General features: G+C 76.3%; 5 protein-coding genes and 1 pseudogene. 4 read left to right on the top strand and 2 right to left on the bottom strand.

The genetic code is table 11. The annotated features are described in order from the left end of the window. Nucleotides 1-35: 35 nt before the first annotated feature. Entirely contained in the window at nucleotides 36-296 is a 261-nt protein-coding gene (locus tag AWW66_RS11685) for a hypothetical protein (RefSeq protein ID WP_245648182.1), read from the bottom strand. Nucleotides 297-511: 215 nt separating this feature from the next. Between AWW66_RS11685 and AWW66_RS11690 the strand changes: the two genes are divergently transcribed. Both AWW66_RS11690 and AWW66_RS11695 read left to right on the top strand, forming a co-directional pair. Continuing rightward, the gene (locus tag AWW66_RS11690) at nucleotides 512-5,023 is read left to right on the top strand and encodes a cation-translocating P-type ATPase (RefSeq protein ID WP_067364140.1); all 4,512 of its coding nucleotides are present in this window, start codon (nucleotides 512-514) and stop codon (nucleotides 5,021-5,023) included. Nucleotides 5,024-5,542: 519 nt separating this feature from the next. After that, nucleotides 5,543-7,417 carry a serine/threonine-protein kinase gene (locus AWW66_RS11695; protein ID WP_067364143.1) on the top strand — a complete coding sequence of 625 codons (1,875 nt, stop codon included), beginning with the start codon at nucleotides 5,543-5,545 and terminating at the stop codon, nucleotides 7,415-7,417. Nucleotides 7,418-7,439: 22 nt separating this feature from the next. On the opposite strand, the gene AWW66_RS11700 is transcribed toward AWW66_RS11695, so the two are convergent. After that, entirely contained in the window at nucleotides 7,440-8,759 is a 1,320-nt protein-coding gene (locus AWW66_RS11700; protein ID WP_067364147.1) for a COG1470 family protein, read from the bottom strand. A 171-nt stretch (nucleotides 8,760-8,930) separates the two neighbouring features. Between AWW66_RS11700 and AWW66_RS11705 the strand changes: the two genes are divergently transcribed. Together AWW66_RS11705 and AWW66_RS11710 are read left to right on the top strand one after the other, a co-directional pair. Continuing rightward, entirely contained in the window at nucleotides 8,931-9,551 is a 621-nt protein-coding gene (locus AWW66_RS11705) for a response regulator transcription factor (protein WP_067364150.1), read from the top strand. 200 nt (nucleotides 9,552-9,751) lie between these two features. Beyond that, nucleotides 9,752-12,177 (top strand): annotated as a pseudogene (locus AWW66_RS11710) (DUF11 domain-containing protein); the annotation flags it as partial.

The raw sequence follows: 12,177 nt of genomic DNA on the forward strand, positions 1-12,177 counted from the left end.
GGGCTCAGGTCACACCGACGACGGCGAAGGTGGCGTCAGGCGTTCTCCAGGGCCTCGCCGATCCCCTTGGCCAGACCGGAGAGGTGCTGGTCGGCGAGGAGGTGGCCGGCGGTGATGACCAACGCCAACGGCCACTCGATCACCCCGACGGCGGCGAGCACGCCCAGCCCGGCGTAGTAGGCGACCTTGTCCGGCGGCGGCACGGCCACCTCGCCGACCATCGGGATCTCCACCCGACGGTTGTACGTGTGCACCATCTCCCGTGTGTCGCTGAGCTGCCCCAGCACCGATCCCATCCTGGCCTCCCCGATGTCGGACGACCATCCCCGGATTCCACCGACGCCCCGGTCCATGCCCCCGACCAGCGCCGAACCGCAGGCGGGCAGGCGAAAACCGGAGGCATAACGGACGCGACGGCGGGAAGGCAGGCCGCCGGACCAAACGGCGCGGGAGGCGAGATGGGGCAGCTCACGGGCGTGGACGCCGGTACCGGTAGCGGACGTACCCCTTCATGACCCCGCTGGGCCGCCTCGCCGGCCTGCTCCGCGCGCCGGTGGGGGTGCCGCCGCTGGCGGGCATGCCGTCGCTGCCCGCGGTACCCCGGGTGGTCGACGACGCGACCCGGACCGTCGGGACGGCCGCGACCAGGCTGGCCCGGATGGCCGGACTCAGCCGGCGACGGGTCTGGTCCACCGATGGGCGGCACCACATCGAGGTGCACGGGGTCTGCCAGGACGGCGGGGACGTGCTGGCCCGGCAGGTCGAGGCGGCGCTGGAGCGGCTGCCCGGGGTGACCTGGGCCCGGGTCAACGCCCCGTCCGGCCGGGTGGTGGTCGCCGTCGGGGAACCCGCGCCCCGGCTGAAGGACCTGATCGCCACGGTCGTCCGGGCCGAACGCCGGTGCGAGCACGAACCCGACCCGGACATCCCGCCGCCGCACCCACCGGAGGAGGGCCCCCGGACCGCCCGCACCCTGGGCGCGCTGGTCTCCGACGGCCTGGGCCTGACCATCTCCGCCGCCACCCGGATCCTGCCGCTCACCCCGGTCCCCGGCGAGGTGGCCGGCCTGCTCACCGCCATCGACCTGCACCCCCGCCTGCACGCGCTGGCCAGCCGGGGCCTGCACGCCGACCCCCGTACCGACGTGCTCTTCCCGCTCGCCGAGGCGGTGGTGCAGGGGTTGACCGGCGGCTGGGCCGGGATCGTCCTGGACGGCGCGCAGCGGGTGGTCCAGTGGGGCGAGGCCCGCGCCCAGCTGCACACCTGGGAGCAGGCGGAGCCCCGGCTGACCGGCACGCCGGACCGGGCCAAGGCGCGGGCCCCGGAGGTGGGCCGGCCCCGACCGAAGCCGGACGGCGTCGCCGAGCGGTACGTGATGCGGGCGCTCGCCGCCGGGGCCGCCGCCGGGGCCGCCGCGCTGCCGACGCTCGGCGGCAAGCGGGCCGCCGCCCTCGCCCTGTCCAGCCTCCCCAAGGCCCCCGGCAGCGGCCGGGAGGGGTACGCCGCCCAACTCGGCACCCTGCTGGCCCGGCGCGGGGTGATCGCCATGGACCGCAGCGTGCTGCGGGAACTGGACCGGATCGACACGGTGCTGGTGGACGCCGCCGTGCTCGGGTCGGGCCGCAGCGTCCTGGCCGACCTGGCCCCGCTGGCCGGAGCGGAGACCGAACAGGTGGCGGCCCGCGCCTTCGAGCTGTTCGACCCGAACGCCGCCGACCAGGTCCGGCACGCCGACGGGTGGCGGCTCGGCCCGCTGGACCGGCTGACCGTCACCGACCCCGGCGACACCGAGGGCAGTCGGGAACTGCGCGCCACCGGCGGCCACCTGCTCGGGTTGGCCCGCCACGACACGCTCACCGCCGTCCTGCGGGTCGAGGCGGAACCCGCGCCCGGCACGGACGCCCTGCCCACGGCCGCCCGGCAGGCCGGGTTGCGGCTGGTCGTCGCCGCGCCGGACGCCGACCGGTACGGCTTCGCCGACGCCGTCCTGCCCGCCGGGGACCGGCTCGCCGAGTCGGTACGGCACCTGCAACGCGACGGTGCCGTGGTGCTGGTGGTCTCCGGGGACCGGGCGGCGCTGGCCGCCGCGGACTGCGGGCTCGGCGTGGCCGGGCCGGACGACCCGCCGCCCTGGGGGGCGCACCTGCTCGTCGGCACCGACCTGCGGGTGGCCGCGCTGATCGTGGAGGCGGTCGGGGTGGCCCGCCGGATGACCCGGCAGAACGTCCGGATCGCCATGGCCGGCAGCGGGCTGGGCGCGCTGGGCGCGTTCACCGCCCCGCCCGAGCATTTGCCGGGACGTACCCTGGCCTCGGTCAACGCGGCCGGCGCGCTGGCCTTCGTGCACGGGGTCTGGCGGGCCCACCAGCTCCCCGCGCCCGCCGACACCCCCACCGCGCCCACCACGGCGTGGCACCTGATGCCGACGGCCGCGGCGCTGCGCCGGCTCGACACCGGCCGGGACGGGCTGACCTCGGCGGAGGCCGCCCGGCGGCACGGTGCCGGGACGGGGCCGCAGCCGGGGCCGGCCGGTCTGCTGCGGGCCTTCGTCGACGAGTTGAACAACCCGCTCACCCCGGTCCTCGCCGCCGGGGCGGTGCTCTCCGCCTCCTTCGGCTCGCTGGTCGACGCCGCCCTGGTCGGCGGGGTGGTCGGCGGATCGGCCCTGGTCGGCGCGGTGCACCGACGTCGGACCGAACGGTCCCTGGCCGAGTTGCTGTCCCGTTCGGCGGTCACCGCCCGGGTCCGCCGTGACGGCGACGAGCAGGTGGTACCCGCAGACGACCTGGTCCCCGGGGACGTGGTCGTGCTGGCCCCCGGGGACGCGGTACCGGCCGACTGCCGGGTGCTGGACGCGGTCGGGCTGGAGGCCGACGAGTCCTCGCTGACCGGGGAGTCGCTGCCGGTGGCGAAGACCTCCGAGCCGGTGGTCGCCGGGGCGATCGCCGAGCGTCGCTCCATGGTGTACGAGGGCACCACCGTCGCCACCGGCCACGGCGTCGCCCTGGTCGTCGCCGTCGGCGCCGACACCGAGGCGGGACGCAGCATGGCGCTGGCCCGGCAGGGCGCACCCACCGGCGGGGTGGAGGCCCGGCTGGAACGGCTGACCAGCAAGTCCGTACCGCTCGCCATCGCCTCGGCGGTCGCGGTCGCCGGGGCCGGGCTGGTCCGGGGCGTACCGCTGGCCGAGACGGCCGCCACCGCCGCGAACCTCGCCGTCGCCTCGGTGCCGGAGGGGCTGCCCTTCATGGTCAGCGCGGCGCAGCTCGCGGCGGCCCGGCGGCTGGCCGAGCACGGGGCGCTGGTGCGCAACCCGCGCACCATCGAGGCGTTGGGCCGGGTCGACGTGCTCTGCTTCGACAAGACCGGCACCCTCACCGAGGGGCGGCTGGTGCTCTCCGGGATCGGCGACGGCGACCGGTACGCCCCGACCGACCAGTTGGACGGGCACCTGCGGCGGGTGCTGGCGGTGGGCCTGCGCGCCACCCCGGCCGCCGACGACCCGGAGGAACTGCCCGAGCAGACCGACCGGGCGGTACGCCGGGGCGCCCGCACGGCGGAGGTGACCGAGCAGACCGGGGCGCGGGCGTGGCGGCCGGCGGGCAGCCTGCCGTTCGAGCCGTCCCGGGGGTACCACGCCACCTCCGGCACCTGCGACGGTGGCCAGTTGCTCAGCGTGAAGGGCGCCCCGGAGACGGTGCTGCCCCGGTGCACCACCCGCCGGACCCGTGCCGGTGTGGAGCCGCTGGACGAGGCGGGCCGGCAGCGGGTGCAGGAGGAGCTGGTCCGGCACGCCACCGCCGGCCAGCGGATCCTCGCCGTGGCCGAGCGCCCGGTCGACGCCGGGGACCTCGACGACGACCAGGTGCGGGAGCTGACCTTCGTCGGCCTGCTCGCCCTCGCCGACGGGGTCCGCGCCAGCGCCGCCCCGGCGGTGGCCGACATCCGCCGCGCCGGGGTGCACACCATCATGATCACCGGGGACCATCCGGCCACCGCCGCGGCGATCGCCGGGCGGATCAGCCCCGGCGACGGGCAGCGGGTGGTGACCGCCAGCGAACTCGACGACCTGGACGACGCGGCGGTCGCGCAACGGCTGGCCGCCACCGACGTGGTCGCCCGGTGCACCCCCACCCACAAGGTACGGATCATCCAGGCGCTGCGGGCGGCGGGCCGGACGGTGGCGATGACCGGGGACGGCGCGAACGACGCCCCGGCGATCCGGCTGGCCGACGTCGGCATCGCGCTGGGCCAGCGCGGCACCCCGGCCGCCCGCGCCGCCGCCGACCTGGTGGTCACCGACGACCGGCTGGAGACGATCATCGCCACCCTGGCCGAGGGGCGGGCCATGTGGTCCTCGGTCCGGCACGGGCTGAGCATCCTGGTCGGCGGCAACCTCGGGGAGATCGCGTTCAGCATCGTCAGCGCCGCCGCGACCGGCCGGTCCGCCCTCAACGGCCGCCAACTGCTGCTGGTGAACCTGCTCACCGACCTGGCCCCGGCGCTGGCCATCGCGGTCCGGCCACCCGATGCGGGGCACAGCGAGAACCTGCTCCGGGAGGGCCCGGACACCTCGCTGGGCCGCACCCTGGACCGGGAGATCACGCTCCGCGCCACCTCCACCGCGCTCGGCGCGACGGTCGGCTGGACCCTGGCCCGGTGGACCGGCACCCAGCGCCGGGCCGGGACGGTCGCGCTGGCCGCCCTGGTCGGCACCCAGCTCGGGCAGACCGTCCTGGCCGGCGGCACCAGCCCCGGGGTGCTGCTCTCCACCGCCGCCTCGGTCGGCGTCCTGGTGGCGGTGGTGCAGACCCCCGGCCTGAGCCAGTTCTTCGGCTGCACCCCGCTGGGCCCGGTGGGGTGGGGCATCGCCGCCGGGTCGGCGGCCGGCGCGACCCTCGCCAACGGCGCGCTGACCCGCCTGGTCGAGCGCCTGCCGCAGCCCTCCGGCGACCTGGGCGACGCCGCCCTGTCCACAATCGCCGAACACCTACGCCGACCATCGGCCCACCCGACGCCGTAGCCCGGACCGGGACGGCGGCCGGAGTGTCCCCGCCGGTCCAGGCGCCCTCGCCGCGGCCGGCTGGACGACGAGGTGCGCGCGTTCCCTCCGGTCGCCGGGCGGCATGGTGCTGTCCGCGTCCTTTCGAGCTGCCCTCATGGCCGGGGCAGCCGCCCCGCGCGGCTGACCGGCCCCGGACGACAATCTCGAACACGCGGTGCGACAGGCACCTCGGACACGCGGTGCGACAGGCACCTCGGACACGCGGGGTGGCGGGCAGCCTCGGACACGCGGGGTGGCGGGCCCAGGGTCGCCGGCGGCCGGCCGGCGGTCGCATAGACGGGGCAGTTCGAAAGGACGCGCGCGGCAACTGCCCGGTGGGGTGGCACCGGGCCGACCGGATCAGATTCAGGGCAGGGGTTTTCCCTGGTCCGGGAGGGGGTACCGAGGCCAGCGACCCAGGCGGCCCGGCTCATCCCAAGGCGCGGTCGCCGAGACGAAGACGCCGATCGTCTCGACCGACTCACCTGGGAGGACCGGATGCAGGTGCTGGGAGGCCGCTACCAGCTCGTCGAGCCGGTGGGCGAGGGTGGGATGGCAGTCGTCTGGCGGGCCACCGACCGGGTGCTCCGCCGGACCGTCGCGGTCAAGCTGCTCGCGTCGCGGCTGGCCACCGAGGAACGGTTCCGGGCCCGGGTACGCCAGGAGGCGTACGCGGCGGCCCAGCTCAACCACCCGCACATCGCTGGCGTGTACGACTACGGCGAGACCCGGCACGGCCGCCAGCGCAAGGTGCCGTACCTGGTCCTGGAGTTCGTCGACGGCGGGACGCTGGCCGAACGGCTGCGGGGTACGGGCGCGCTGGACTGGCCGGACACCGTCCGGATCGGTGCGGACGTCGCCGCCGCGCTGGCCGCCGCGCACGCCGCCGGGCTGGTCCACCGGGACGTGAAGCCCGCCAACGTCATGCTCTCCCCGGCCGGGGTGAAGGTGGTCGACCTGGGCATCGCCGAGTCGGTCGGCCAGCCCACCGACCTGGGCACCGGCGAGGTGCTGGGCACACCCCGGTACATGGCCCCCGAGCAGGCGCGCGGCGAGGCCGCGGTCCCCGCCAGCGACCTGTACGCGCTGGGCCTGCTGCTGATCGAGTGCCTCACCGGCCGGCCCCCGGCGCACGGCTCGACCCCGACCGAGCTGATCCGCCAGCGCCAGAAGGGCATCGGCCCGGCGGTACCGGACGTGCCGGGCCTGCCCGAGGATGTCACCGAGCTGTGCCGGCGCTGCCTGGCACCGGATCCGGCCGACCGGCCCAGCGCTGTGGCGGCGGCCGAGATCCTGGCCCGGGTCGCCGGCCCTCGTCCCCTGACCACACCCGGCACGCCGCCCGCCCCCGTCCCCGTTCCCGTCCCGGCGAGCGCAGCCGGCCCCGCCGCCCTGACCGACACCGGCGCGCTGACCAGCACCGGCGCGCTCACCGGCACGGCCGGTGCGGGGAGCCGACGCCCGGCGGGCGGCGCGGTGGCCGGCGGACCGGGTCGACCGGGCACCCGGGCCGGGGACGGTTCGGGCCGGCGGGGTGCGGACGAGCGACGGCGACGCCACCCGCTGCTGCTCGCGGCGGCCCCGGCGGCGATCCTGGTGGCCGTCCTCGGTACCCAACTGCCCGGGGTCGGTACGGCCGACGACTCGGGCGACGGCGTCCGGGCCGACGCCGCCCCGGTGGAGCCCGTCCCCGGCTGCGCGGCCCGGTACGTGGCCCGGCACGACCTGGACGGCACCTTCGTCGCCGAGGTAGTGGTCACCAACTCCGGCACCGCCGTGCTGCCCTCGTGGCAGCTCGGCTTCACCCTGCCCGCCGGGCAGCGGCTGGTCGGCAGCCCGGACGACGTCGAGGTTCGCCAGCAGGGCCAGGGGATCACGGTCCGGGCCGGGCAGGCCCTCACCCCGGGCGGCACCACCACCCTGTCGGTACGTGGCACGCACGACGTGACGGGAGCCGGGGCGCCTCGCGAGTTCACCCTCAACGGCACCCGGTGCGACCAGGCCTTCGCCACCGTCACCTCGGCCTCGGGGCCGACGTCGGTGACGTCGACCGGGGATACGGGTGGCATCGGTGCCGCCGACGGCGAGCCGTCGGCGGCACCGACCCCGACCCCGACCGGGGAGGACCGCCCGGGGCGTCCGCTGCCGATTCCCAGCGAGGTGCCGTCGCCGGGCACCGGCGGCGAGACGCCCGATCCGGAGCCGACCAGCCCCAGCCCGTCGCCCTCGACCGGTACGCCCCCGCCGGAGCCGACCGGTACGCCCTCCCCGGAGCCGACCGGGCCGTCGGAGCCCCCGGGCCCCGGCGAGGACGACGACACCGGCTCCTCCTCCCCGTCGGCCAGCGCTCCCGCCCCCGCCACCGACCGGTGACCGGCGCAAGGCACCGACCGGGTCAGTCCTCGGCGGGTGGTGTGGTGGGCGGGGCGGTGAGGACGCCGTTCAGGTAGAGGGACTCCCGGCAGGTGGTGGCGCGGGGCGCGTTGGCCGGCTGGCCGGGGCGGCGGCAGACCACGGTGAGCGTCACCCGGGCCCGCTCGGGCACCCGGATCGGGGTGACCGAGTGGTAGTCCTGGTTGCGGAAGTTCTCCAAGGCGTACGTGACGACCCGGACGCCGTTCGCGGTGACGGTGAGGGTGCCCTCGTCGCCCTGCACGTTGTCGACGAGGAAGTCGGTGAGCAGGAACGTCCGGCCCTCGGGGACGGTGTAGCTGCGCTCCGCCGAGCCGTTCGGGCTGGTGCGGAAGGTGATGGCGACGGAGAACTGCTCCCCGCCGGGGCCACCGGCCGGGCCGCCGACGCCACCCGGCCCGACGCCCCCGTCGGTACCCTGGCCGTCGCCGGTGCCCGGGGCACCGCCCGGCGCCTCCGGTGAGGCCGCCGGGGGGACCGGCTCCGGGCTCGGCGACTGCGGGCCGTCCTGCGCGACCCGCCGGGCGTTCTCCGCCTCGACCGCCTCCCGGGCGGCCGTCTCCACCTGCGGCCGGAGCAGGCCGAACCAGAGCGCCAGCAGCACCAGGAGCAGGGCCAGCAGCGCGGCGAGGAGCTTCAGCAGCCCCGCCGAGATCACCGGACGCTGGACGAAGGTGGCGTCGAGGGTGCGGACCCGGCCGTCGCCGGGGGTCAACTCGACGGTGAACGGGTACTGCTTCGGCTCGCCCCACCAGAGCAGCCGGCGGGCGCGGACCCGGAGCCGGGTCTCCGCGCGGGTGCCGTTGGGCACCGCCACCGGCGCGGCGGGCAGCGTGAAGGTCACCTGGTCGGTGCCCTCGGCGACGGCGAAGGAGACCTGCTCGGTGACGTTGCCGAGGTTGTCGGTGTCGATCCGGTACCGGGCCGTCCGCACCGCGCTCCGCGACGGCGGCTGCACCTGGGCGGCGACCTCGTAGAACGGCTCGACGGTGAGGACGCCCTCCTCGACCAGCGCCGAGTCCGGATACTCGGCGGGCACGACCCGTACCCCGAAGGTCCGGTCCCCGGCGTCCACCCGGGACGACCGGGGCGGGCGGAAGGTCACCACGACGGTGTCGGAGCCGGCCGGGTAGAGGGTGAGCGTCGGCGGCTCCACGGTCACCCACTCGTCCGGCACGCCCAGGATCTCGATCTGGTACGCCTCGACCGTGTCGCCGGCGTTGCGCACCGTCACCGGAACCTCGACCTCGCCGCCCGGGGCGACGCTCACCGCGGTGCTGCCCAGATTCGCCGATGCCCGCATCTGGTCGAGCGTAGGCACGCTTCCCGGTGCTGCCAGTGGCCATCGGGGTACGGCGGCGGGCAGAACGTGGTGCCCCTGTGGACGACGTTAAGTGAACGCGAAGACGCGCTGCGCATACTGCACGGGCGGTCGGCCGCGCCGGGCGGCGGCACGGTGAGTGAGGAGACGAGAATGCACCGGGTACCGGTCTACGTGCACGCCACCGATCCGATCTCGTGGACGGGTGTGACGGGACAACTCACGGCCCGCCCCGAGGTCAGGGTGCTGACCGACGCGGAGGCCGCCCACGCGGCGGTGACCCTGGTCGTCGCGGACACCCTGACCGCGCAGACCGCCCAGACCCTGCGCCGGCTGCGCCGGGAGCAGAACCGGCTGGTCCTGGTCCCGGCCAGCATCGACGACGCGCAGCTCTCCACGGCCGTCGAGTGCGGCGTGGTCGGGGTGGTACGACGCGGCGAGGCCTCCGCCGGTCGTCTGGTCGAGGTGATCCTCGCGGCGGCCCGGGGCGAGGGCAGCGTCCCCGCCGACCTGCTCGGCCGGCTGCTCGGGCAGATGCGCCGGCTCCAGCGGGAGGTGCTCGACCCGCGGGGCCTGACCCTGGGTGGGCTGAGCACCCGGGAGGTCGACGTGCTGCGGCTGGTCGCCGACGGTTTCGAGACCCGGGAGATCGCCACCAAGCTGTCGTACTCGGAGCGGACCGTCAAGAACGTGATGCACGGCATGACCACCCGGCTGCACCTGCGCAACCGGGCCCACGCCGTCGCGTACGCCCTCCGGCACGACCTGATCTGAAAGGAAGGGCCCCTTGTTAACGCCTCCGGTAGAGAGGGGAACCCTTCTCACCACCGCCCGTCACCCCTCGGCGCGGCGGAGGCAGCGGCGGGGTGCCCGTACCGGCGGCGGATCGTGCCCGCTTCCCTGTCCCGGGGGTCCTGTCCCGGCCGCCGGCCGGCGTCGATGATGGGCGCCACCTGATCCTGTCGAGGTGCCGATTGCGTCCCACCCGAAGGTCCCCACTCGTCGTCGCCGTGGCCGGGCTGGTCGCGGCGCTGGCTGGCTGGGCTCTGGTCGTCCCGCCCAGCGGGGTGTCGTACGCCGAGCCGGCCGCGCTCGCCGACCCGGACCCGCCGGCCGAGCTGCGGGTGGCGTACCTGGGCACCGGGCACCGCAGCATCGGGCTGGTCGAGGGCACCGGGGTGGAGGCGGTCTCCGTACCCTTCTTCGGGTCCGGGCCGGCGCACTTCGACGACGAGGTGTCGGCGACCGGTGCCCTGGTCGCCTGGGTGAGCCGGCGCGAGTCGGAGCTGGCCCAGCTCTGGGTCAGCCGGGCCGGCGGTGAGCCGGCGCGGCTGACCGACGACCCGACGCAGGTGGCCGGCCGGCCGGCCGTCTCACCCGACGGCACCCGGATCGCCTTCGAGCAGACCCGGGAGGGCGTGGGGAGTTGGCGGGACATCTTCGTGATCGGCACCGACGGCAGCGGGCTGCGCCAGGTCACCGACGGTACCGGTGACAACCGCCGGCCCACCTGGTCACCGGACGGCACGGCGCTGGCCTTCCACCGCGGTGACGGCGGGGTGCCGCAGGTCTGGCGGGTACCGGTCGACGGCGGCGGGCCGGCGGTCGCGCTCACCGCCCGCGCGGACGGGGCCGGCGAGCCGGCCTGGGACCCGGACCCGGCGAACGACCGGATCGCGTACACGGCCGCGCCGGACAGCCCGACCGACCGCAAGGTCTGGCTGATGAACAGCGTCGGCGGGGACCAGCGGCTGCTGCTGGACCAACTCTGGGAGAGCCACGCGCCGAGCTGGTCCCCGGACGGCACCACCCTGGTCTTCCTGAGCCGGACCACCGGCACCGACGGGGCGCGGGGCGAGATCGACCTGGTCTACACCGGGGTGCCGCGCGACGACTGGTGCCCGTGCGAGGCGGTGCTGCGGCTCGCCGAGGACCGGCTGGTCGGCCACCCCACCTGGTACCTGCCGCCGACCGGCGGCGAGCCCCGGCTGCTGGTCACCCGGACCACCGCGCCGGACCGGCTCACGGTGACGGTGCAGGACGTCCGCCCGGACGCCACCGACCCCCGGGACCTGGGGGTGACGGTGCTGCGCGAGGACCCGGGCGCGGCCACCGACCCGGACCTGCTCTGGCGGCCGGTGAACGGCGACCCGTGGACCGCCCGCCCCGACTACTCGCCCGACGGCCAACGGATCATGGTGAACCGGTTCGAGACCGTGGACGGCCAGCGGGTCTCCCGGCTCTACGTGACCCGGGCCGACGGCAGCGACCTGCAGCTCCTGCCGCTGGCCGACCGGACCGGCACCGAGCGGGAGACCGACCCGGCGTGGTCGCCGGACGGGACCCGGGTGGCGTACACCCGGTCCGTCGACGGCCTGCCCAGCCGGGTTGTGGTGGCGAACGCGACGACCGGGGAGCATCTGCTGACCGTGCCCCCGGCGGCGGGCGGGGAGTTCGCCGACAGCCAGCCCGCCTGGTCGCCGGACGGCCTGACGCTGGCCTTCGTCCGGGGCCAACCGGACGGGGCGGGAGCGGACAGCCACGTCTGGACGGCCGACGCGCTCGACGGCAGCGCGCAACTGGACCTGACCGACGTGAGCTGCCCGGAGTGCGACACCGCCGACTACGGGCCGAGCTTCGCCCCGGACGGCACCCGGATCGCTTTCGGACGCGGGCCGGACGGGCTGCTGGTGACCGACCTCGCCGGGGAGGACTGCCAGGTGCTGGCGCCGCAGCTTCCGGAGGCGACCTGCACCGAGCCGCTGACCGCCCCGGACGACGGGCCGCACCGCCCGCGCGACGTGGCCTGGTCGCCGGAGGGCGGCCGGCTCGCGTACAGCTCCCGCCGGTACACCGACCCGACCAGCACCGAGTACGTCAAGACGTACGACTTCGGCACCGCCGTACACGACGGTTTGACCTGGGAGTTCCCGGGGCGGCACCGGAAGCCGACCTGGCAGCGCTTCGTGGACGTGGCCACGGCGGTGCTGGAGCCACCGGCCCCGGTGCGGGTCGGCGAGCGGACCTCGCTGACCCTGACGGTCACCGACCGGGGGCCGACCCCGGCCGTCGAGGTCCAGCTCGATCTGCGGGTACCCGACGGGGTGCGGGTCACCGCGCTGGAGCCGGAGGTGGGCTCCTGCCAACTCGACCCGCCCGACTGCGAGTTGGGCTCGATCGGGCTGGGCAACACGGTGCGGGTCCGGGTCGAGCTGACCGGGGTGACCCCCGGGACGCACCCGCTGGAGTGGACGGTCGGCGGCTGGACGTTGGACGCCCGTCCCTCGGACAACACCGCGTCGGTGCCGGTGGTCGTCGCCCCCCAGCCGACCACGCCCCCACCGACCACCCCGCCCCCACCCACCACGCCACCACCGACCACCCCGCCGCCGACCACGCC

This window comes from Micromonospora rosaria (genome assembly GCF_001567585.1).
Taxonomy (GTDB): Bacteria; Actinomycetota; Actinomycetes; order Mycobacteriales; family Micromonosporaceae; genus Micromonospora; species Micromonospora rosaria.

Coding starts and splice junctions, on each gene's coding strand:
- AWW66_RS11690 (WP_067364140.1), top strand. CDS start 512: ATGACCCCGCTGGGCCGCCTCGCCGGCCTGCTCCGCGCGCCGGTGGGG.
- AWW66_RS11705 (WP_067364150.1), top strand. CDS start 8,931: ATGCACCGGGTACCGGTCTACGTGCACGCCACCGATCCGATCTCGTGG.
- AWW66_RS11700 (WP_067364147.1), bottom strand. CDS start 8,759: ATGCGGGCATCGGCGAATCTGGGCAGCACCGCGGTGAGCGTCGCCCCG.
- AWW66_RS11695 (WP_067364143.1), top strand. CDS start 5,543: ATGCAGGTGCTGGGAGGCCGCTACCAGCTCGTCGAGCCGGTGGGCGAG.
- AWW66_RS11685 (WP_245648182.1), bottom strand. CDS start 296: ATGGGATCGGTGCTGGGGCAGCTCAGCGACACACGGGAGATGGTGCAC.